At 69.0% G+C, this 19,873-nt stretch carries 20 protein-coding genes; 13 read left to right on the top strand and 7 right to left on the bottom strand.

Annotated elements, in window-relative coordinates; translation table 11 throughout:
* The first annotated feature begins 38 nt into the window (after positions 1-38).
* The 4 genes from AC07XP_RS28980 to AC07XP_RS28965 all read left to right on the top strand — a co-directional run bounded on the left by AC07XP_RS28980 (position 39) and on the right by AC07XP_RS28965 (position 3,973).
* A complete protein-coding gene (locus AC07XP_RS28980; protein ID WP_495266607.1) occupies positions 39-776 on the top strand; it encodes a FadR/GntR family transcriptional regulator in 738 nt (245 codons plus the stop codon).
* 120 nt (positions 777-896) lie between these two features.
* Complete coding sequence (locus tag AC07XP_RS28975; RefSeq protein ID WP_495266606.1) at positions 897-2,306, top strand: amidase family protein; 1,410 nt, start codon at positions 897-899, stop codon at positions 2,304-2,306.
* A 49-nt stretch (positions 2,307-2,355) separates the two neighbouring features.
* On the top strand, positions 2,356-3,360 hold the full coding sequence (locus AC07XP_RS28970) for a Bug family tripartite tricarboxylate transporter substrate binding protein (RefSeq protein ID WP_495266605.1): 1,005 nt from the start codon (positions 2,356-2,358) through the stop codon (positions 3,358-3,360).
* Between the two features lie 139 nt (positions 3,361-3,499).
* Positions 3,500-3,973 (top strand): DoxX family protein, encoded by a 474-nt coding sequence (locus AC07XP_RS28965; RefSeq protein ID WP_062479555.1) that lies wholly within the window; start codon positions 3,500-3,502, stop codon positions 3,971-3,973.
* Position 3,974: 1 nt separating this feature from the next.
* On the opposite strand, the gene AC07XP_RS28960 is transcribed toward AC07XP_RS28965, so the two are convergent.
* The gene (locus tag AC07XP_RS28960; RefSeq protein WP_139700373.1) at positions 3,975-4,700 is read right to left on the bottom strand and encodes a Crp/Fnr family transcriptional regulator; all 726 of its coding nucleotides are present in this window, start codon (positions 4,698-4,700) and stop codon (positions 3,975-3,977) included.
* Positions 4,701-4,743: 43 nt separating this feature from the next.
* On the opposite strand from AC07XP_RS28960, the gene AC07XP_RS28955 reads away from it, so the two are divergent.
* Together AC07XP_RS28955 and AC07XP_RS28950 are read left to right on the top strand one after the other, a co-directional pair.
* Positions 4,744-6,402 (top strand): adenylate/guanylate cyclase domain-containing protein, encoded by a 1,659-nt coding sequence (locus AC07XP_RS28955; RefSeq protein WP_495266604.1) that lies wholly within the window; start codon positions 4,744-4,746, stop codon positions 6,400-6,402.
* Positions 6,403-6,519: 117 nt separating this feature from the next.
* The gene (locus AC07XP_RS28950) at positions 6,520-6,879 is read left to right on the top strand and encodes a hypothetical protein (protein WP_062479876.1); all 360 of its coding nucleotides are present in this window, start codon (positions 6,520-6,522) and stop codon (positions 6,877-6,879) included.
* Here AC07XP_RS28950 and rtcA read toward each other — a convergent pair whose 3' ends face one another.
* The 5 genes from rtcA to AC07XP_RS28925 form a co-directional block, all read right to left on the bottom strand.
* Positions 6,880-7,980 (bottom strand): RNA 3'-terminal phosphate cyclase, encoded by a 1,101-nt coding sequence (gene rtcA, locus AC07XP_RS28945; RefSeq protein ID WP_495266603.1) that lies wholly within the window; start codon positions 7,978-7,980, stop codon positions 6,880-6,882. It abuts the gene before it with no gap.
* 24 nt (positions 7,981-8,004) lie between these two features.
* A complete protein-coding gene (locus tag AC07XP_RS28940) occupies positions 8,005-8,358 on the bottom strand; it encodes a zinc-ribbon domain-containing protein (protein WP_495266602.1) in 354 nt (117 codons plus the stop codon).
* Positions 8,359-8,417: 59 nt separating this feature from the next.
* Positions 8,418-8,705 (bottom strand): hypothetical protein, encoded by a 288-nt coding sequence (locus tag AC07XP_RS28935; RefSeq protein WP_495266601.1) that lies wholly within the window; start codon positions 8,703-8,705, stop codon positions 8,418-8,420.
* Positions 8,706-8,707: 2 nt separating this feature from the next.
* Positions 8,708-9,928, bottom strand: a complete 1,221-nt coding sequence (locus tag AC07XP_RS28930; protein ID WP_070061937.1) for an RtcB family protein — start codon at positions 9,926-9,928, stop codon at positions 8,708-8,710.
* A gap of 298 nt (positions 9,929-10,226) precedes the next feature.
* A complete protein-coding gene (locus AC07XP_RS28925; protein WP_492731004.1) occupies positions 10,227-11,378 on the bottom strand; it encodes a slipin family protein in 1,152 nt (383 codons plus the stop codon).
* A 691-nt stretch (positions 11,379-12,069) separates the two neighbouring features.
* Here AC07XP_RS28925 and rtcR point away from each other — a divergent pair.
* The 6 genes from rtcR to lhpI all read left to right on the top strand — a co-directional run bounded on the left by rtcR (position 12,070) and on the right by lhpI (position 17,017).
* The gene (rtcR, locus tag AC07XP_RS28920) at positions 12,070-13,689 is read left to right on the top strand and encodes an RNA repair transcriptional activator RtcR (RefSeq protein ID WP_495266600.1); all 1,620 of its coding nucleotides are present in this window, start codon (positions 12,070-12,072) and stop codon (positions 13,687-13,689) included.
* A gap of 13 nt (positions 13,690-13,702) precedes the next feature.
* Positions 13,703-14,248: a hypothetical protein gene (locus AC07XP_RS28915; protein WP_495266599.1), complete on the top strand. Its 546-nt coding sequence runs from the start codon at positions 13,703-13,705 to the stop codon at positions 14,246-14,248.
* A gap of 70 nt (positions 14,249-14,318) precedes the next feature.
* Positions 14,319-14,846, top strand: a complete 528-nt coding sequence (locus tag AC07XP_RS28910) for a 2'-5' RNA ligase family protein (RefSeq protein WP_495266598.1) — start codon at positions 14,319-14,321, stop codon at positions 14,844-14,846.
* Between the two features lie 49 nt (positions 14,847-14,895).
* Positions 14,896-15,204: a hypothetical protein gene (locus AC07XP_RS28905; protein WP_495266597.1), complete on the top strand. Its 309-nt coding sequence runs from the start codon at positions 14,896-14,898 to the stop codon at positions 15,202-15,204.
* A complete protein-coding gene (locus AC07XP_RS28900; protein WP_495266596.1) occupies positions 15,201-16,070 on the top strand; it encodes an alpha/beta hydrolase in 870 nt (289 codons plus the stop codon). Before AC07XP_RS28905 ends, AC07XP_RS28900 begins: the two co-directional genes overlap by 4 nt.
* The gene (gene lhpI / locus AC07XP_RS28895) at positions 16,067-17,017 is read left to right on the top strand and encodes a bifunctional Delta(1)-pyrroline-2-carboxylate/Delta(1)-piperideine-2-carboxylate reductase (RefSeq protein ID WP_495266595.1); all 951 of its coding nucleotides are present in this window, start codon (positions 16,067-16,069) and stop codon (positions 17,015-17,017) included. Before AC07XP_RS28900 ends, lhpI begins: the two co-directional genes overlap by 4 nt.
* A gap of 24 nt (positions 17,018-17,041) precedes the next feature.
* On the opposite strand, the gene AC07XP_RS28890 is transcribed toward lhpI, so the two are convergent.
* A complete protein-coding gene (locus tag AC07XP_RS28890; protein WP_495266594.1) occupies positions 17,042-19,255 on the bottom strand; it encodes a TonB-dependent receptor domain-containing protein in 2,214 nt (737 codons plus the stop codon).
* Positions 19,256-19,559: 304 nt separating this feature from the next.
* Between AC07XP_RS28890 and AC07XP_RS28885 the strand changes: the two genes are divergently transcribed.
* Positions 19,560-19,829, top strand: a complete 270-nt coding sequence (locus AC07XP_RS28885; protein ID WP_070061928.1) for a hypothetical protein — start codon at positions 19,560-19,562, stop codon at positions 19,827-19,829.
* Positions 19,830-19,873 lie beyond the last annotated feature (44 nt).

The following is a 19,873-nucleotide window of genomic DNA, read 5'->3' as shown; positions in this document are numbered from 1 at the left end:
CTTCCCAACCCAAGCCCTCGCTCACGCGCGACAAGCGCGTGAAGCGTTCCGACCAGGTGGTCGACAACATCAAGCGCTGGGTCGTGCAGACCCAGCAACAGGTCGGCAACAAGCTGCCGCAGGAGAAAGAGCTGATCGAGCAGCTCGGCGTGTCGCGCGGCACCGTGCGCGAGGCGCTGGCCGCGCTGCAGGTGCAGGGGCTGGTCGCGATCAGCACCGGCCCCAACGGCGGCGCCACGCTCACGCAGGCCTCGTACGAGCAGTGCCTGCAGGCGGTGTCGAACTTCCTGTACTTCCAGCCGGTCGACATCACGATGCTGTACGCGCTGCGGCGCGTGGTCGAGCCCGAGCTGGCCGCCAACGTGGCCACGCGCCTCACCGAGGCCGACCTGGCCGCGCTGGAGGCGCTGATCGGCCACAGCCATCCGGCGCACGGCGGCAGCGCCGACTGGAACGAGCGCCGCGAGGCCGACCTGCTGTTCCATGACCGCCTGGCCGAGGCCTGCAGCAGCCCCTTCCTGGCGCTGGTGTGCCGCCTGCTCAACGACGTGATCCGCCGCGTGATCATCGTGCGCAACGCGCTCACCGAGTTCGACCAGTTCGACGAGGAGATCGTCGACAGCCACACCGAACTGCTCGACGCGCTGCGCGCCCGCGACCCCGCGCGTGCGCGCGAGGTCATGCGCGTGCACATGGAACACGCCGAAGCCCTGGCCCTGGAGGCCGAATCCCGCGTCGATCGCGGCAGCCTGCTCATGAAGAAACCGACCGGCTGACGCCTGCGCGGCGCGCGCTGATCCGCCGCCGCCCGCTTCTTCCCCTGCTCTCTTTTGCCTTCACCCCGGTTGCGCCGGGGTGCGGGGTTTCCTTTGCCTGAACTTTCCTCGAGACCACCCATGACCTCATCCCCCGCCCTCTGGCAGCGCAGCGCCGCCCACATCGCCGACGCCGTGCGCCGCCGCGAGGTGTCCTGTCGCGAAGTGACGACCAGCGTGCTCGCGCGCATCGCCGAACTCAACCCGCGCCTCAATGCCCTGGCCGAGGTGCTGGCCGACGAGGCCCTGGCCAGCGCCGACGCCGCCGACGCGCGCACCCTGCGCGGCGAGCCGCTGGGCCCGCTGCACGGCGTGCCGGTGAGCATCAAGGTCAACGTCGACCAGGCCGGCCACGCCACCACCAACGGCGTGATCCCGCTGAAGGACCACATCGCCCGCGAAGACGCGCCGGTGGTGGCGCACTGGCGCAGCGCGGGCGCCGTCATCGTGGGGCGCAGCAACACCGCGACCTACTCGTCGCGCTGGTTCACCGACAACGGCGTGCACGGCCGCACGCTGAACCCGTGGGACGCAGCCATCACCCCCGGCGGCTCCAGCGGCGGTGCGGCCTCGGCGGTGGCCAGCGGCATGGGCGCGCTGGCGCACGGCAACGACATCGGCGGCTCCATCCGCTACCCCGCGTACGCCTGCGGCGTGGCCGGCCTGCGCCCCACCGCCGGCCGCGTGCCGGCCTTCAACCCGAGCGCGACCAGCGAGCGCGGCATCACGCCGCAGCTCATGTCGGTGCAGGGGCCGCTGGCGCGCAACATCGCCGACCTGCGCCTGGGCTACGAGGCCATGGCGCGCCCCGATGCGCGCGACCCCAACTGGGTGCCGATGCCGCACGCCCTGCCGCGCCCCGCCGGCCCGATCCGCGTGGCGCTGTTCAAGCGCGCGCCGGGCATCCCGGTCGACCCGGCCGTCACGCAGGCGCTGGACGACGCCGCGCACTGGCTGCAGCAGGCGGGCTACGCGGTCGACGAAGCCGAGCTGCCCTGCTTCGGCGAAGCCGCCGCCCTGTGGCGCACGCTGATCGTGGACGACACCCGCCGCAACATCATCGCGGGCGTCGAGCAGCACGGCGACGACCTCATGCGGCGCAGCCAGCGCTACCTGCTCGAAGGCATGGCCGAGACCGACCGCGACGGTTTTCTGGACGCGCTCGCGCGGCGCCAGGCGCTGCTGCGCAGCTGGTCGGTGTTCATGCAGACCCATCCGCTGGTGCTGATGCCCGTGTCGTGGCAGCGCCCCTGCCCGCAGGACGAAGACGTCGCCAGCCTGGAACGCGCCCGCGCCCTCATCGACGCCCAGAGCCCGTTGCTCGCGACCGCCGCGCTGGGCATGCCGGGCCTCGCGGTGCCCACCGGCATGGCCGGCGGCGCGCCCATGGGCGTGCAGCTGCTGGCCTGGCGCTTCCGCGAAGACCTGCTGCTGGAGGCCGGCCAGGCGATCGAGGACGCGGCCCGCTTCACACCGCTGGTCGCGCAGTGATCTTCCTTTTCCCGTTCTTCCAACGATTCCAACCACCCGGAGACTTTCGATGACCCCCTTCACCTTCCCCACCGGCCCCGCGCTCTCGCGGCGCGGCCTCATCCGCGCAGCGGCGGCCACGGGCCTGGGCGGCCTGCTGCCGTACGGCGCGAACGCGCAGCCGGCAGTCAACCGCCTGATCGTGCCCTTCCCGGCCGGCGGCCCGGCCGACTTCATGGGCCGGCTGCTGTCCGAAAAGCTCAAGGACGAGCTCGGCCGCCCGGTCATGGTCGACAACCGCCCCGGCGCCGGCACGCGGCTGGCGGCCGAGGTGCTGAAGAACAGCCCCGCCGACGGCACCACCATGCTGCTGGCGCCGGTCGACCCGATGTTCATCGGCCCCGCCATCTACGCCAACATGCGCTTCAACCCGGCCACCGACTTCAAGCCCGTGACCGACGTGAGCGGCATCCAGTTCGGCCTGGCCGTGAGCGCCGCCTCGCCGGTGAAGACGCTGGCCCAGTTCGTCCAGGCCGCCAAGGCCCACCCCGACCAGGGCTCGATCGGCATCACCACCGTGGGCTCGCTGCTGCACTTCCTGGCCATGGACTTCGTGGCCCTGTCGCGCAGCGGCGCCACCCTGGTGCCCTACCGCGGCGGCGCGGCGATGGTCACCGAGCTGATCGGCGGCCAGGTCGCCTCGGGCATGGACGCCACCACCACCCTCACCGAGTACCACCGCGCGGGCAAGCTGCGCGTGCTGGCCGTGGCCGGCGACAAGCGCGCCGATGGTCTGCCCGATGTGCCGACCTTCGCCGAGTCGGGCTACCCGACGCTCGTGGCCTCGTCGCGCTACGTGCTGTACGCCCACGCCAACACCGCGCCCGCCACGCTGGCGCAGTGGAACCGGGCTGTGCGCAAGGTGCTGGCCCTGCCCGACGTGCGCGAAAAGCTCGGCCGCGTGGGCTACGACCTGCTGCCTGGCGCGTCGAGCGAAGAGGTGGCGCGCTACACCGACGCGCTGGCCGCGCGCTGGCTGCCGGTGATCAAGGCCTCGGGCTACAAGGGCGACTGACGCCCGGCAGCAGCGACCCAACCGCCGAAAAGTGTGCGTAAACGCACCGACCGGCGGCGGCGGGGCTCTCACACTGGCATGGCAACCGCCGCAGTCCGCGGCGGCCTTCTTCCTTTTTTCTTCCACTCAAGGATTCGCCATGAACACCCAGGCTGCCCCGATCGCCTCCGCCGCTTCGGCGTCTTCCTCTTCGTCGTTCCTTGCCACGCCCGCTGCCCGCGACGACGCCGGCAAGCTGGTGCTGCGCGTGTCGGTCGGCGTGCTGATGCTGCTGCACGGCATCTTCAAGCTCTCGGCCGGCGTCGGCTTCATCAGCGGCATGCTGGCCAAGGCCGGCCTGCCGGGCGGGCTGGCCTACCTCGTGTTCGTGGGCGAGATCGTCGCGCCGCTGTTGATGATCGCGGGCCTGTGGACGCGCGCCGCCGCCGCCGTGGTGGTGATCAACATGCTCTTCGCCTTCGGCCTCGTGCACATGGCCGACCTGTTCGCGCTGACCAAGCAGGGCGGCTGGGCGCTGGAGCTGCAGGGCCTGTACCTGTTCGGCGCACTGAGCGTGGCGCTGATGGGCGCGGGCCGCTACAGCGTGGCGGGCCCGAACGGCCGCTGGAACTGATCTAGTCCCCGCGCACCTGCGACACCATCAGCGCCAGGCGCTCGGCATCGGCCACCACCAGCGCCTTGCCGTCCTTGCGCAGCACGCCGCCGCGCACCAGCGTGTTGAGTTCGCGGGTCACCTGCTCGCGGTTGGTGCTGATCTGGCTGGCCAGCGCCGCGTGCTTGGGCGCGGGCTCCAGCCGGGCCTCGTTGCCGTCGATGCCCGCCTCGCGCGCCAGGCGCAGCAGCTCGGCATGCAGGCGGTTCTGCACGCCCAGCGTGCTCAGGTCGATCACCCGCTCCGACAGCTGCCGCACCAGCGCGGCCAGCCGCTGCATCACGCGCTCGGCCACCAGCGGCTCCTCGCGCAGCAGCGCCAGGAAGGCCGCGCGGTCCAGGCTGGCGACCACGCAGGGTTCGAGCGTGACCACGTCGGCCGAACGCGGCCCGCCGTCCAATGCGGCGATGTCGCCGAAATGCGCGCCGGCCTCCGAATCGCGGAACGTCACCTGCCGGCCGTTGGCCGCGTAGGTCGTCACCCGCACGCGGCCCGACACGAGCAGGAACACCTCGCCCTGCAGGTCGGCGCGCAGCATCAGCGGCTTGCCGGCCGCCACGCTGTGCCACAGGCACTGGCGCGCCAGGTGGTCGAAGCGGTCGTCGGACAGGCCTTCGAGCAGCGCGATGCGGCGCAGCGCAAGGCTGGAGCGGGGGGTGGGTTCGGGTAGGGCCATGCCGGTGGTCATCGAGGCGCGCGCATTATGCTCGGGTGCCGCTTCGAACCCGTTCATGGACAGACGTTCCCCTCCTTCCCCTTTTTTGCTGAGAACGCCGACACGGCGCAACCTCCGCTGGGCGAGCGGGCTGGTGCTGATGGCCTACATCACGGCGCACCTGCTGAACCATTCGCTGGGCATCGTCTCCTTCGCCGCGGCCGAGACCGTGCTGCGCGGCGTGCAGAAGTTCTGGCACAGCCTGCCCGGCACGCTGCTGCTGTACGGCGCCGCCCTCACCCACCTCGCGCTCGCCGTGGCCGCGCTGTGGGAGCGCCGCACCCTGCGCATGCCGCCACTCGAAGCCCTGCGCGTGCTGCTGGGCTTTGCGCTGCCGCTGCTGCTGGCCACCCACCTCACCGCCATGCGCGGCGCCTGGCTGGCCTACGGCATCGAGGGCTCGTACGTGCGCGTGGTCTGGGGCCTGTGGGACCTGGCCGGCGCGGGCGCGCAGCTGGGCATGATGCTGGCCGCCTGGGCCCACGGCTGCCTCGGCCTGCACTTCGCCCTGCGCGTGCGCCCGCTCTACCGGCGCCTGTTCGCGCCGCTGCTCGCCGTGGCCGTGCTGCTGCCGGTGACCGCCGCGATGGGCTTCGTCTCGATGGGGCGCGAGTTCCAGTGGACCGGCGTGCCGCCCGTCGTGCTGCCGACGCCCGAACAGGGCCGCGCGCTCAACGCCGCCGAGACGAACCTCAAGCTCTACTACGCCTTGGCGCTGCTGGCCCTGCTCGCGGCCTACGCGGCGCGCAGCAGCCTGGCCCGGCGCGCGCGCGGCGCCACCGTCGCGCTGCGCTACCCCGACCGCACCGTGCACGTGCCGCCCGGCTGGAGCGTGCTCGAAGCCAGCCGCTCGCACGGCATCGCGCACGTGTCGATCTGCGGCGGGCGCGCGCGCTGCTCCACCTGCCGCGTGCGCGTGGGCGGTGCGCCCGAACACATCGGCACGCCCGGCCGTGACGAGCAGCGCACGCTCGAACGCGTGCGCGCCCCGCACGACGTGCGGCTGGCCTGCCAGTTGCGCCCGCGCGGCAGCATCGAGGTGACGCCGCTGTTCGCGCCGCTGCCGCGCGAAGGCCGGCCCGCGCCGGTCGGCCGCTTCGGGCACGAGCGCGACGTGGCGATCTTGTTCGTCGACCTGCGGCGCTGGTCGGGCCTGTCGGAGCGGCAGTGGCCCTTCGACCTGGCCTACGTGCTCGACCGCTACTTCGCCATCGTGGGCGCCGCCGTGCGCGAGAGCGGCGGCGTGCCCAACCAGTTCATCGGCGACAGCGTGATGGCCATCTTCGGCCTCGAGAGCGACCTGCCCACCGCCTGCCGGCAGGCCCTGCATGCCACCCAGCTCATCGGCGAGCGCATGGACGCATGGAACGTCGACTTCCAGGCCCAGTTCGGCCAGCAGCTTGACTTCGGCATGGGCCTGCACGCCGGGCGCGCGGCCGTCGGCGAGGTCGGCTACCTCGAGACCACCACCTTCACCGCCATCGGCGAAGTGGTCAACACCGCGAGCCGCCTGCAGGACCATTCCAAGACCGCCTCGGCGCGGCTCGTGGTCTCGCAGTTCGCGGCGCAACAGGCCGGTGCCGAAGAAACGCTGGGGCCGGTCGACACGCTGAACGTGCGCGGGCGCTCCGAGCCGCTGGCCGTGATGTATTCACGCGCCGGGAAACCGGCCTGAGCACCACCTGCCGGATTCGGTGCGCAAACGCACAGCGCCTTCCGTGATGCGGTTTCACACTGCAGCTTGTGGCAACGACGACTGTCCGCCGCCCACAGACTCAAGGGAAATCTCATCATGAACAGCAAGCAACTCCTCGCCATTTCCGCCGCCGCCTTCGCCCTGCTGGGCACCGTGGGTGCGGCCCACGCCGAAACGTATGAAGGCGTGCATGCCATCACCTCGGCCGCCAGCCGCGCCGACGTGCGCACCCAGGCCGTCGCCGCCGCGCGCAACGGCAACGAATACTCCGACGCCGCCGCCGAAGGCACCGTCGCCGTGACCTCCACGCTCGACCGCCAGGCCGTGCGCGACCAGGCCGTGGCCGCTGCCCACAACCCGCTGCAAAGCCTGGACCGCCGCGCCTTCTACCGCGACGAAGTGCCCGCCGCCTACAAGAAGCCGGCCGTGAGCTTCACGCGCCAGGCCGGCCTGTAATCACGACGCCACCTGCACCCGCGCCGCGCGCGGGCCTGCAGCTTCGGCGATCGTGAAGCGCACCGGCAGGAAGCGCTCGATCACCGCGCAGTTCGTGCGCGTGTGCGGCGTCACTTCGCTGCAGGTGAACGCGCCCGACTGCCCCGGTTGCCGGAACACCGCCAGCGCCAGCAGCAGCGCCAGCTGATCGGCCAGGTGCGGCCCCACGGCCGCGTCCTCGTGCTTCTGGAACGCGCGCACCTCCTTCACGAGGCCGTGCGCCACCTGCTCCGCGCTCAGCGTCTTCTCGCCGAAGGCCGTGAACACCTCGGTGAGGTGGGCGTAGGCCAGCGTCACCAGCAGCGCATTGCCCGGACCTTCGTTCTGGCGCGTCGGCACCGTGCGCAGCTGCTCGGCTTCCACCGACCAGCCCATCGCCGTCCCCACCGTCTCAAGTTCGCGCGCCGCCACATGGCGCGGCAGGCCGGGCGCCAGGCACTCCGCATGGCCCGCGCGCAGCTCACCACGCGACAGCAGGTCGAAGGCCTGCAGCCGCGCGCCATCCGCCGCCGGCACGATCGTCGCGTCCACCTCGCCGCCACCGGCCGGATAGAAGCCGCAGCGGCGCAGCACGAGCTGCAGGTCGCCGCCGAGGCGACGCACCAGCGGCGCGAACGCACGCTCCAGGAAGTGGAACGGCGGCGCCATCGGGTTGTGCGTGCCACCGCTCAGCCGCAGCCGGCTGACCTGGCCCGCGGGTTGCAGCAGCAGCGGCGGCAGCACCGTCTGCAGCACCAGCATGCAGCTGCCCGCGCCGGCGATCGCAAAACGGTAGTCGCCCGCGCGCACCGGCCCCGGCACGAAGCGCAGCGACTGCGAGCCCAGCTCGGCGCCGTCGACCTGCGCGCCGCTGATCTGCGCCGCCGCGTGCACGCACGCCAGGTGCTGGCGCATGAGGCCCGGCTTGGCCCGGCCCGCGCGGATCTTCGCGATGGCCAGCGGACGGCCGGTGATCATCGACAGCGCAAGGCCGGTGCGCAGGATCTGGCCGCCGCCTTCGCCTTGGGAGCCGTCGAGTTCGACGGCATCGAGTGCTCGTTGTTCTTCTTGTGCTTCCGTCATCGGGACACTTCTTTCTTTTTTTGTTCAGTCGTTTGTCGTTGTTCTTGTTCGCGCGGTCCCGAGCCGGCATGCGCGACAGCGCACCGCCGTGCTGTGGATGCTGCCGAGCGCCACCTCGTACCACCACTTCTGCTGCTTGGCCGTCCACACCTCTTGCACACCACAGTCGCGGCAGGTGAACGCCTTGTCGACGTAGAAGGTCGGCAGCGGGCCGTAGGTGTTGTTGTGCGCGGCCAGCAAGGCCGTGTCGGCCGCGACCATGCCTTCGGCGCGCAGCAGGCGTGCATCGGCCTGGCGCTTCTGCAGTGCCACGGCGCGCGCGGCGCGTTCGAGGCGGTGCGCCTTGATTTCGGCACGCCGTTGCTTGTTGCTCTTCATTTTTCTTTGAACCTCCGCAATACGTCGCTACGAAGGCAGGTCGGTCTTCCGATCCCCTCCTATAGCTCTTCCACTGTCACGATACCTTCGCCCGCAGCGAGTTGAACGATGCTGCCCAACACCTGTCGCGCAAAGTCGGTGTTCGCAAGCAGGCAGACCACAAAGCCATCCGCCTCGATGCTGACCACGGCCTGTGCCCATTCCGAAGGCGTCGAAGGCGGCGCCGGATAGAAATCCGCGCGCTCGCCCTCGACGTTCAGGTGGCCGCCGATGCCTGCCTTCCTGCAGATGCCTTGCGCGACTTCGCGCGACGGCAATGCGACCCTGACGCGGTACTCGATGCCCACGGTCAACCCTTCACACAGACCACCTGCTTGAGCGTGTAAACCACCTCCACCAGGTCCTTCTGCGCCTCCATCACCGCGTCGATGTCCTTGTAGGCCATCGGAATTTCGTCGATCACGTCGGCGTCCTTGCGGCATTCGACGCCTTCGGTCGCGGCGATCTGGTCGGCGACGGTGAAGAGCTTCTTGGCCTTCGTCCGGCTCATCTTCCGGCCCGCACCGTGGCTGCAGCTCATGAAGCTCTCGGGGTTGCCCTTGCCGCGCACGATGTAGCTCTTGGCGCCCATGCTGCCGGGGATGATCCCCAGTTCGCCGAGCTTCGCGCTCACCGCGCCCTTGCGGGTCACGAGCACGTCCTGCCCGAAGTGCGTCTCGCGGCTCACGTAGTTGTGGTGGCAGTTCACCGCTTCCACGTGCGCCTCGAAGGGCTTGGCAATGACCTTGCGCGCGGCCGCGACCACGCGCTGCATCATCACTTCGCGGTTCGCCCGTGCGAACTTCTGGGCCCAGCCCACCGCACGCACGTAGTCGCCGAAGTACTGGGCGCCTTCCTCGAAGTACGCCAGGTCCTGGTCGGGCAGGTTGCGCTGGTGCAGCTGCGCGTCCTTCTTCGCGAGTTCGATGAAGTGCGTGCCGATGGCGTTACCCACCCCGCGCGAACCCGAGTGCAGCATGAACCACACGGCACCCGCTTCGTCCAGGCACACCTCGATGAAGTGGTTGCCCGTTCCCAGCGTTCCCAGGTGCTTGTGGTTGTTCGTGTTCTTGATGCGCGGATGGTCCTCGCAGATCAGCTCGAACTCGTCCACCAGCTTCGCCCACGCCGCATCGGTTTCATCGGGCGGCGTTTCCCACGAACCCTTGTCGCGGCCCATGCGCTTGGGGTTGCTTCCGTGCGGCACGGCCTTCTCGATCGCCGAGCGCAGCGGGCCCAGGTTGTCGGGCAGGTCGCGTGCGTTGAGCGTGGTCTTGCAGGCCATCATTCCGCAGCCGATGTCCACGCCGACAGCGGCGGGGATGATGGCCTTGAAAGTCGGGATCACCGAGCCCACGGTCGCACCGATGCCGTAGTGCACGTCGGGCATGGCCGCGATGTGCTTGAACACGATGGGCAGGCGCGCGGCGTTCTCGAGCTGCTTTTGCGCTTCGTCTTCCACGGGCACGCCGTTGGTCCACATCTTCACGGGGACGCCGTTGGCGACTTCATGCAGTTTGTAGTTCGTCATTTTTCTTTCCTCTCTATCTCTGTCTATTCTTCACACTCGTTGGTGGACACGGCGGGATTCGAACCCGCATCAATACGGCGACCGTGGTGTTTGAATCCAGCGGCCCAGTCGACGATTGGAAACGCGCGCCAGTGACAGACCCGTCATCGGAGCCAGCACCTGCATCCTCAACCTTGCTCGTCAACCGACTTGCCCGCCGTACCTGGTCTTACCCAGGCAGCCGGCAATTCAAAACATTTTTGGCAGTGGCGCTCCCTTCTGTGCCTGCGTGCCCGTGTCTCTTTCTTTCCTCTGTCGCTCAGGAACCGTTCGGCCGCAGCGTCACGAGTCCATTGAGCACCTGGTCCAGGCCGCCGACCACCGAGATCTTGTCGATGCGCTCGGCCACGCGTTCCAGCGTCTCGAGTTCCTTCATGCGCAAGGCGACGGGGTTGCCCTCCATCACCTTGGCGGTGTTCAGCAGCGAGCGCGTGGCCGCGGTTTCCTCGCGGCGGCGGATCACGTTGGCCTGGGCCGACTTCTCGGCCTCCACCACCTGCGCGAGGATGGTCTTCATCTCGCCCGGCAGGATGATGTCCTTCACGCCCACGCTCTCCAGCACCAGGCCCGAACCCTCGAGCCGCTCACGCACCTGCGCCAGCACCGTCTGGTCGATGGCGGACTTGTTCTCCAGCAGGGCGTCGAGCGTCTGTTCACCCACCGCCGCACGCAGACCGAACTGCAGCTCGCGGTACACATGTTCGGCCGGCTTGGGCATCTGCGCCAGGGCCTGGCGCACATCGGCGAAACGCCACACCGCCGACAGGTTCAGCCGCAGCCCCACCTTGTCGCGGGTCAGGATTTCCTGGCCGCTCACTTCGGCGATCTGCGAACGCAGGTCCACGCTGGTCACGGCCACCTGCCGGTTGAAGCGCCAGAAGCCGTGGTTGCCCGGCGGCAGCAGCGCCTGCATCTGGCCTTCGAGGGTCAGCACGCCGGCGTGGAACTCGGGCACCTGCACCAGCAGCACGCCTTCGAGCCCCTGCACCGCACGCGGACGCAGCGCCACGCTCTGCAGCTTGGCCAGCAGCTCGGCCGGCAGGCGTGCATCGGCGGCCACGTCGATCACGTCGACGCGCTGCTCGCGCAGGCCGCGCCAGTAGAGCTTGCGGGTGGCGGGCGGCAGCACCTGCACCAGCACGCCGTCTTCATGGCGCAGGCCGACCTCGGTCTCGCCCAGCGACACCTGCACGAACTCGCGCTGCACCAGCTGCGGCTCGCGCGCCAGGAAATAGTCGGCCAGCTCGTGCTCGAAGGCCGGCTCGGCCAGCGAGAAGCGCTCGAGCTGCACGGCGTCGAAGCCCGTGAACACACGGTACTTGCCGGCGGCATACAGGCCCTCGAAATCGCCGTTGCGCAGCAGCAGCACGCGTTCGTTCTTCTTCACGGTGAATTGGGTGAATCCCAGCATTTTTTCTTCCTCTCTCTTCTTCTTCGTTGCGGTTGTCGTTCGTTGTTCGTCTACGTTGCGTATCAGGTATCGGGGCCCACGAAGGACAGGCGGCGGGCACCGTGGCTTGCGAGGTCAGCAACGCAGCGGTCGACGGGTCGGTGCGGTGGCTGCGCCATCGCCTCCTTCTGCGTCGATGGCTGCATGCGGTTCCTTGCAGAACGCGCGATGCGCAAGCCGCCTGCACTGGCACGGTGTCGCTCGGCCGGGCCCTGCCCTGCGCCTCGCTCCGGTGTGCCGGGGCGGTGGGGCTTTCGCCCCCATCAAAGCGGCGGTGCGAACACCGCCGAAGGTTGTTTGCGGGAATCGAACCCGCCACGCCGTGGGTTAGCACGGTGCTCCACCATGAGCAGACTGGATCAGGTCCAGTGACCAGCACAGTTCAACAGCGGCATACCGCGGACCCAAGAACAGGTCTGGCCTGCGGCACCGGGCCGCTTTCATGCGGCACCTGGGAGCGGATGAACTGCATCCGGACAGACTCTCTATTGCAGCGAGCGTGCCAACTTGCGCGCCCGGCGCCTGGAAACACGGTGACGGCGATGCAAGTCATTGACCGAAAAGGGAAATTTCTTCTTCGCCCGGTGTGACACGGCGCCGATCCCTTGCTAGGATTTGGATAATTTTTAGAATTCCAGCTAATCTTTTATCCATGAAGCCCATCGTCGTCATCGGTTTCCTCGGCACCCAGCTCGATGCCGGCCAGGGCGCGGGCCGCTGGAACAAGTGGCGCCCCACGGTCTCGCTCGCGCAGCACGACGACATGGTGGTGGCGCGCATCGAGTTGCTGCACACGCGCAAGCACACGGCGCTGGCCGAGCTGGTGAAGGCCGACATCGCCGCCGTGTCGCCCGAGACCACCGTCAACCTCGTGCCCTTCGACCTCGAAGACCCGTGGGACTTCGGCGAGGTCTACACGCGCCTGTACGACTGGGCGCGCGCCTACCCCTTCCAGCCCGAGCGCGAGCAGTACTGGACGCACATCACCACGGGCACGCACGTGGCGCAGATCTGCATGTTCCTGCTGTCGGAATCGCGCGTGGTGCCGGGCGTGCTGGCCCAGACCTCGCCACCACGCAAGCAGCGCCAGGGCGATGCGGGCAAGGTCGCGCTCATCGACCTCGACCTGTCGCGCTACGACCCGATCGCGCGCCGCTTCGACGCCGACCAGCGCGACGCGGTCGCGTTTTTGAAGAGTGGCATCGCCACGCGCAATGCGCGCTTCAACGCACTCATCGACGAGATCGAGCGCGTGGCCGTGCGCTCGCGCGCGCCCATCCTGCTGGTGGGGCCGACGGGCGCGGGCAAGTCCTTCCTGGCGCGCCGCATGTTCGAGCTGAAGCAGGCGCGCCACCAGGTGACGGGGCCGTTCGTCGAGGTGAACTGCGCCACGCTGCGCGGCGACGGCGCGGCCTCCACGCTGTTCGGCCACAAGAAGGGCTCGTTCACCGGCGCGGCGAGCGACCGCGCGGGCTTGCTGCGCACCGCGCACCAGGGCGCGCTGTTCCTCGACGAAATCGGCGAGCTGGGCCTGGACGAACAGGCGATGCTGCTCAAGGCCATCGAGGAAAAGCGCTTCTTCCCCGTGGGCGCCGACAAGGAAGTGGAGAGCGACTTCCAGCTCATCGCCGGCACCCACCGCGACCTGCGCCGCGACGTGGCGCAGGGGCGCTTTCGCGAAGACCTGTTCGCGCGCATCAACCTCTGGACCTACGACCTGCCCGGCCTCGCGCAGCGGCCCGAGGACATCGAGCCCAACCTCGACCACCTGCTGGCCCTGCACGCGGCCGAGAACCACCGCGTGGTGCGCTTCAACGCCGAGGCGCGCACGGCCTACCTGCGCTTTGCGCAGAGCAGCGAGGCGATCTGGCGCGGCAACTTCCGCGACCTGTCGGCGAGCGTGACGCGGCTCGCGACGCTGGCCGATGGCGGGCGCATCGCGGTCGCGCTGGTCGAGGCGGAGATCGCGCGGCTGCGCTGGCTGTGGAAGCACGAAGGCACGGGCGCTTCAGTGGCGGCGGACGATGAGGTCGACCTGGAAGCCTTGCTCGGCGAAGAGAAGTTCGCGGCGCTCGACCTGTTCGACCGCCTGCAGCTCGAAGCGGTGGTGCGCGTGTGCCGGCCGGCGCGCAGCCTGTCGGAGGCGGGGCGCCAGCTGTTCCAGGCCTCGCGGACGCAGCGCAGCGTGGTCAACGATGCGGACCGGCTGCGCAAGTACCTGGCCAAGATGGGGCTGGACTGGGGCCGGATTTCAACGCTTGCGAAGCACTGAGGAGAACCTGTCCATGTTCGACTTCTTGAAGAAAGCCCCCAAGGAAGAGCCCGCCAGGAGGGCGTCGCCCGACCATTCCGCCGTCGAGATCAACGACGCCAGGTTGCGCACCGGCAAGGAACTGCGCGCGGTCTTGTACCTGTACGGGGACAGCACGTACATCGTCTCCTCGACCACGAGCATTGCCGAGACCGGCACGCCCATCGTGCTCGACGCATCGGCGCCCGACGACCAGATCGGGCTGGCGATCTGCGACAAGCTGCTGGATGCCTGGCAGCACGATCTGGGGGACCTTCGAGCTCACAAGCAGGACGACTGGCAGGTGCTCAAGGCCTCCGGCGCAAAGACCGGCAAGCAGTTCAACGAGAACGCGCTGTACATGGTCATCGAGACCATCAATAGCGCCATCCGCTTCCAGATGCGCTACCGGGTCACCCTGGAGCCGGACTTCCACGCGGGCGCCGTCTTGTCGAATGGGGTGGAACACGAACAGATCGGCATCACCGTCCGACGGCTGGTGGTCGCCGCGAAAGCACTGCGGGAGGTCGATTTCTTTTGAGGCAGAAGGCGCCTTCATCGCCGCGTTTTCCGGGAGCGAATCGGAGCATCGATGGGCTATCCTCCGCCCGATGCCCATCTCCGCATTCGCCGTGAAAGTCCCCGCGGCTGAAACCATCGCCGCAGACCTTCGCCGCCGCTTCGACCCCACCGTGGCGCTCGGCGTGCCCGCCCACATCACGCTGCTCGTTCCTTTCATGGACCCCGCGTTGATCACCGACGAGGTGCTCGCCCGCGCGCGGCGCGTGCTGCAACGCACGGCGCCGTTCTCGTTCGTGCTCGGCAAGGTCGGGCGCTTTCCCGAGACCGCCTACCTCGCACCGGAGCCCGCTGCGCCGTTCATCGAAATGACGCGCGCGCTGGTGAAAGAGTTTCCCGACTTCCCGCCGTACGACGGCGCGCACGACGACATCGTTCCGCATCTGTCAGTGGCGCATGGCAACACGCTGCAAGCGGAAGAAGCGGCCATCGAGCTGCAGGCGCGGCTGCTTGCGTCGGGGCCGGTGCAGGCGCGCTGCACGGAGGTCGTGCTCATCGAGAACGCGTCGGGGCAGTGGTTGGACATGCATGTCTTTCAGTTGCCGAGAGCCGCTACCTGATCCAGGTCGGCAGCAGCAAGGACTCTATTCACCCGAACAAGGAACCTGCATGGGCCCCGAAGCACTGATCATTCCGGGCCTCTGGCTCGGTGCCGCCCTTACCGCGTACTACCTCTATCTTTGCTGTCGCTCGACCTCTCGTCCGTTCGCCCTTTCCACACTGATCGCCGCGTTGTTTCTTGCTTCGCTGATTGCTGGCTCTGCCGGCAGGCCTGACTTTTTTTGGCGCGATTTCTTCATGGTCTATGTACCTGGCTTGCTTGCGTTCGGCCTGCACGCGCTTTGCATCAACCTCCTGCTGAAGTTCTCCAACCGACAGACTCCCCCACCGGAAACGCCGACATCGCGCCGCATATGACCAGAACCGCGACACCCACGCGCCGCTGGTGGCAGCTGCCGCTCGCCGCCCTGCCGCTCTTTCTGCTCGGCGGCTGCGTGCAGTCGATGTTCTATTACCCCGACCGCGTGCGCTACGAAACGCCCGACGCGCTGGGCCTTCGCTACGAGAACGTGCGCTTCACCAGCGCCGACGGCACGCGCCTGAGTGGCTGGTTCATTCCCGCCGCGGGCCGGGCCGACCCGAAGGCGGCGAAGGGCACGGTGGTGCACTTCCACGGCAACGCGCAGAACATGAGCAGCCACTGGCGCTTCGTGGCGTGGCTGCCCGCGCAGGACTACAACGTCTTCGTGTTCGACTACCGCGGCTACGGCGAATCGGACGGCGAACCCGAGCCCCGCGGCGTGTTCGAGGATTCGAACGCCGCGCTCGACCATGTGCGCGCCCGCGCGGATGTCGATGCGTCACGGCTGTTCGTCTTCGGGCAGAGCCTGGGCGGCACGAACGCGATCGCGGCCGTGGGCTCGGGCAACCGGGCCGGCGTGAAGGCGGTGGCGATCGAGTCGACCTTCTATTCGTACCGCTCGATCGCCAACGACAAGCTGCCGGGCGCCGGCCTGCTGGTGCGCGACGACTACGCAGCCTCGAAGTTCGTCGCGGCCCTTGCGCCGATTCCGCTGCTGCTGATCCACGGCACCGCCGATGCGGTGATTCCGCACCACCACTCGCAGCGCCTGCTGGCCGATGCGAAAGAACCCAAGCAGCTGATCGAGGTGCCGGGCGCCGGCCACCTCGAGCCGATGGCGGCGCCGCGCTTCGGCACCACCTACCGGCAAGCCCTCACCACCTTCTTCGACAGCGCCCCGGCGCTGCCTGCCCGCCCATGAAACACTTCGACGAAGCCGCCACCGCCGCCCCCCTGGGCTTCGAGCAGCTGGTGCCCGCGCTGCGCGCCGCCTTCGCGGCCGAGGCGCAGGTGCCGCCGCGCCACGTGCACAGCATCGAGACCGGCGGCGGCGCGGCCACGCGCGGCACGGTGCTGATCATGCCGGCGTGGAGCGACGCGGGCTTCCTGGGCATCAAGACGATCAACATCTTTCCGGGCAATGGCGCGCGCGGCCTGCCGGGGCTGCACGCGACCTACGTGCTGTACGACGCGCGCACCGGCGTACCGCTGGCGATGATGGACGGCAACGAGATCACGGCGCGGCGCACGGCGGCCGCCTCGGCGCTGGGCGCCTCGTTCCTGGCGCGCACCGATGCGCGCAAGCTGCTGGTGCTGGGCACCGGCCGCATCGCGCGCATGCTGCCCGCCGCGCACGCGAGCGTGCGCCCCATCGACGAGGTGTGGGTGTGGAACCACCGGCCCGAGGGCGCCGAGGCGCTGGCCGAGCAATGGCGCAGTGAGGGATGGAACGCGCAGGCGGCCGGCACCGACCTCGAAGCGGCCGTGCGCAATGCCGACATCGTGAGCTGCGCCACGCTGGCGACCACGCCGCTGGTGCGCGGCGAATGGCTCGCACCGGGCGCGCACCTGGACCTGATCGGCAGCTTCACGCCCGCGATGCGCGAAGCCGATGTGCAGTGTTTCGATGGCACGCGCACCTTCATCGACACGCCCGAAGCCTTGCAGAAGGCCGGCGACCTGCTCGACGCGATCGCGGCCGGCACCTTGCGCGCCGACGCGGTGCAGGGCACGCTCACCGAGCTGTGCCGAGGCACGCGGCCCGGGCGCACGGGCGATGCCGAGCGCACGGTGTTCAAGGCGGTGGGCAGCGCGCTCGAAGACCTGAGCGCGGCGACGCTCGTGTGGCAGGCAGACGCGAACCCCTGAGGCCCACGCCGCCCGCCGTCAGCGTCAGAACGTCACGTTCGCCGACAGCCAGATCGTGCGTCCCGCCGGCGTGGTGCCCGCCACCGACGCGCCGCCCTGGAAGTACTCGTTGACCCAGGCCGAGGTGCCCGCCAGGTTCACCTGCTGGAACTTGCGGAAGTCCTTGTTGAACAGGTTGTTGATGTTGGCGTTCAGGCGCACGTTCTTCGACACCTGGTAGGAGCCGCCCAGGTGGAACAGGTGGTAGGCCTTGATGTCGCCCACCGCGCGGTAGATCGCCAGGTTGTTGCCCGTGAGCCGCGCCGGGTCGCCGGTGAAGCGCGGGCTCTTGCCGCGGTACTCGCCGCGCAGCCAGAAGCGCCACTTGGCGTCGGGGTTCCAGTCGAGCTGCGCGTGCAGCAGGTGGCGCGCGGTGTCGGCCAGCTTGCCGTTCTTCACGCCGCCCTCGGTCACTTCGCTGTCGGTCCAGGTGTAGCCCGCCTTCAGGCCCCAGGCCTTGGTGAGCTGCACGCGGCTGCTCAGTTCCATGCCCCAGGTCTTGGCCTGGTCGACGTTGACCGAGTAGTTGGCGGTGGGGTCGACCACGCAGCTGGAGATGCGCGCCACGCTGCAGTCGCCGCCGCTGGCGATCTTGTCCTTCACCTTGTTGTGGAACAGGGTCGCCGAGGCGGTCAGGCCCTTCTGGTTGTTGAACAGCGCCGACAGCTCGGTGCTGGTGCTGGTCTCGGGCTTGAGGTTCGGGTTGCCGATGTTGAGCGTGGCGCCCTGGCCGCTCACGCCGCTGATGCCGTCGATCAGCTGGTTCAGGCGCGGCGCGCGGAAGCCCTTGCTGACGCCGCCCTTGAAGGTCCACTGCGGCGTGGCGTCCCAGACCAGGTAGCCGCGCGGGCTCACGTGGCCGCCGAAGGCGCTGTGGTGGTCGTAGCGCCCGCCCAGCGTGGCGGTGAGGCCGGGCGCGAGGCGCCATTCGTCTTCGGCGAACAGCGCCCACATGGTCTGGCTCTGCGAGCGCGGCAGCAGGCCGTCGACCAGCTTGGCGTCCCACCACTGGCCACCGACGGTGAGCACGTGGGCGTCGCCAACCGGCGCGACGAGCTTGCTGTCGAGCACGAGGTTGGTGGTCTTGAGTTCGCGCGCGCGGCCGCGGTCGGCTTCGTTCAGCCAGTACACGGTGCGGCGGGCCGCGGCATTGCGCGGGATGGCGCCGCCGGGAATCGTGCGGCCGACGGTTTCGGTGGTGGTGTGCATCAGGCTGCTTTCCACGGTGCCGAAGCCCAGGCGCCCGGTGTGGCCGATGGCGACCTGGTCGCGGTTGAAGCGCAGCGCGTCCAGGTAGCCCGGCGGGTTGTTGCCGGTGCGGTTGGGCGCGGCGGCGTCGCGCGTGCCCAGGCGGCCGTCTTCGTTGTCGTACCAGCTGCGGCCCGATTCGACGTCGAGCCAGATGTCGTGCTGGCGGTTGGGCGTGAGCATCAGGCGCCCGCCCACGCTGTGCTGGCGGCTCTCGGCGGGCGCGGGGTTGCGGGCCGTCGCAGGTTGCGCCTGGCCGGGGGCCAGCACCCAGTCGGCGGCTTCGCGGCGGTAGATGTTGCCGCGCAGGGTCAGGCCCAGCAGGTCGGTCGCCACGGGGCCGCTCAGGTAGACGCTGGAGCGCGTCTGCGAACCCCACTCGCTGTCCTGCGGAATGCCGGTTTCCATCGTGACCTGGCCGCCCCATTCGCGCGCCACCTTGCGCGTGATGATGTTGACCACGCCGCCCATGGCGTCGGAGCCATACAGCGTCGACATCGGGCCGCGGATGACCTCGATGCGCTCGATGGCCGCCAGCGGCGGCATGAAGCTGGTGTGCGCGGCGCCGAAGCCGTTGGGCGTCACGTCGCCGGCCACGTTCTGGCGGCGGCCGTCGATGAGGATCAGCGTGTAGTCGCTGGGCATGCCGCGGATCGAGATGTCCAGGCCCCCGGTCTTGCCGGTCGCGCCGCCCACGTCGATGCCTTCGACGTTCTGCAGCGCCTCGGCCAGGTCGCGGAACTGGCGCGTTTCCAGCTCCTGGCGCGTGATCACCGAAATGGAAGCGGGCGCGTCCTTGAGTTCCTGCTCGAAGCCGGTCGCGCTGACGACGACCTCGCGCAGTTGTTGTTCAGCGGGCGTCTGGGCGAACAGGGCGGGAGAAAAAAGAGATGCGGCGGCCAGCGCCAGCACCGACGGACGCGGCCGACGGCCGCAACGCGAAAACAACATGCAAAAACTCCACGGGAAACGGCAGGAAAAACAGGGCCGCTCTCGGGATGCGTTGTTGTTGCGTACCAACTGATCAGCATCAATTCTATTGAGAATGAAAACAAATATTATTTGCATCCAGAACCACCGAAGGGACATTGCGAGAGGCCGATGGCGCTTCGTGTAGGCCCTGCTTCCGGCCACCCAGACAAACCCCATGTCAGCCGAAAGTTCATCTTGAATTCGGGGGCGGATACGTCATCTGGCGAATGGCAGCCCGCGAAGGGCGCTGTTACTCTGGAACAAGAAAAAAGAGAGGTCCGCCATGCTCACCATCCTTCAGAAAGCCGTGATCCTCGGGAAGGCCGGCGTCGATGTGCCAGCCCGTCCGCTGGACGACCTGTCGACGCCGATGGCCACTGGCTCGCCGGTGAAGGCGGAAGGCGTGTCGCAGAAGGCGCACGAATGGGCGCGGGCCGTCGAGACCCTGTACGTCAGCTACGTTGCGGCGCGCGCCGCGAAGAGCCTGCGCGACGCCGAAGAGGCACGGCAGTCGGCCATGCTGCGGCAGCTGTCGGCTGCGGTGCAGGCCTGAGGGCCGGTCGCCCCCATTGCCTTTGAGTTCTTGCTTGCCGTCAA

It is taken from the genome of Variovorax sp. GW531-E2 (assembly GCF_059423125.1).
The sequence above is the reverse complement of the archived record's forward strand: the minus strand, read 5'-3'. Positions and strand labels throughout refer to the sequence as shown.

What these genes read in the sequence shown, in the direction of transcription:
- AC07XP_RS28925 (WP_492731004.1), bottom strand. Translation starts at nt 11,378, where the DNA reads ATGCTGGGATTCACCCAATTCACCGTGAAGAAGAACGAACGCGTGCTG.
- AC07XP_RS28915 (WP_495266599.1), top strand. Translation starts at nt 13,703, where the DNA reads ATGTTCGACTTCTTGAAGAAAGCCCCCAAGGAAGAGCCCGCCAGGAGG.
- rtcA (WP_495266603.1), bottom strand. Translation starts at nt 7,980, where the DNA reads ATGACGGAAGCACAAGAAGAACAACGAGCACTCGATGCCGTCGAACTC.
- lhpI (WP_495266595.1), top strand. Translation starts at nt 16,067, where the DNA reads ATGAAACACTTCGACGAAGCCGCCACCGCCGCCCCCCTGGGCTTCGAG.
- AC07XP_RS28890 (WP_495266594.1), bottom strand. Translation starts at nt 19,255, where the DNA reads ATGTTGTTTTCGCGTTGCGGCCGTCGGCCGCGTCCGTCGGTGCTGGCG.
- AC07XP_RS28975 (WP_495266606.1), top strand. Translation starts at nt 897, where the DNA reads ATGACCTCATCCCCCGCCCTCTGGCAGCGCAGCGCCGCCCACATCGCC.
- AC07XP_RS28950 (WP_062479876.1), top strand. Translation starts at nt 6,520, where the DNA reads ATGAACAGCAAGCAACTCCTCGCCATTTCCGCCGCCGCCTTCGCCCTG.
- AC07XP_RS28970 (WP_495266605.1), top strand. Translation starts at nt 2,356, where the DNA reads ATGACCCCCTTCACCTTCCCCACCGGCCCCGCGCTCTCGCGGCGCGGC.
- AC07XP_RS28940 (WP_495266602.1), bottom strand. Translation starts at nt 8,358, where the DNA reads ATGAAGAGCAACAAGCAACGGCGTGCCGAAATCAAGGCGCACCGCCTC.
- rtcR (WP_495266600.1), top strand. Translation starts at nt 12,070, where the DNA reads ATGAAGCCCATCGTCGTCATCGGTTTCCTCGGCACCCAGCTCGATGCC.
- AC07XP_RS28910 (WP_495266598.1), top strand. Translation starts at nt 14,319, where the DNA reads ATGCCCATCTCCGCATTCGCCGTGAAAGTCCCCGCGGCTGAAACCATC.
- AC07XP_RS28960 (WP_139700373.1), bottom strand. Translation starts at nt 4,700, where the DNA reads ATGACCACCGGCATGGCCCTACCCGAACCCACCCCCCGCTCCAGCCTT.
- AC07XP_RS28885 (WP_070061928.1), top strand. Translation starts at nt 19,560, where the DNA reads ATGCTCACCATCCTTCAGAAAGCCGTGATCCTCGGGAAGGCCGGCGTC.
- AC07XP_RS28900 (WP_495266596.1), top strand. Translation starts at nt 15,201, where the DNA reads ATGACCAGAACCGCGACACCCACGCGCCGCTGGTGGCAGCTGCCGCTC.
- AC07XP_RS28930 (WP_070061937.1), bottom strand. Translation starts at nt 9,928, where the DNA reads ATGACGAACTACAAACTGCATGAAGTCGCCAACGGCGTCCCCGTGAAG.
- AC07XP_RS28965 (WP_062479555.1), top strand. Translation starts at nt 3,500, where the DNA reads ATGAACACCCAGGCTGCCCCGATCGCCTCCGCCGCTTCGGCGTCTTCC.
- AC07XP_RS28905 (WP_495266597.1), top strand. Translation starts at nt 14,896, where the DNA reads ATGGGCCCCGAAGCACTGATCATTCCGGGCCTCTGGCTCGGTGCCGCC.
- AC07XP_RS28955 (WP_495266604.1), top strand. Translation starts at nt 4,744, where the DNA reads ATGGACAGACGTTCCCCTCCTTCCCCTTTTTTGCTGAGAACGCCGACA.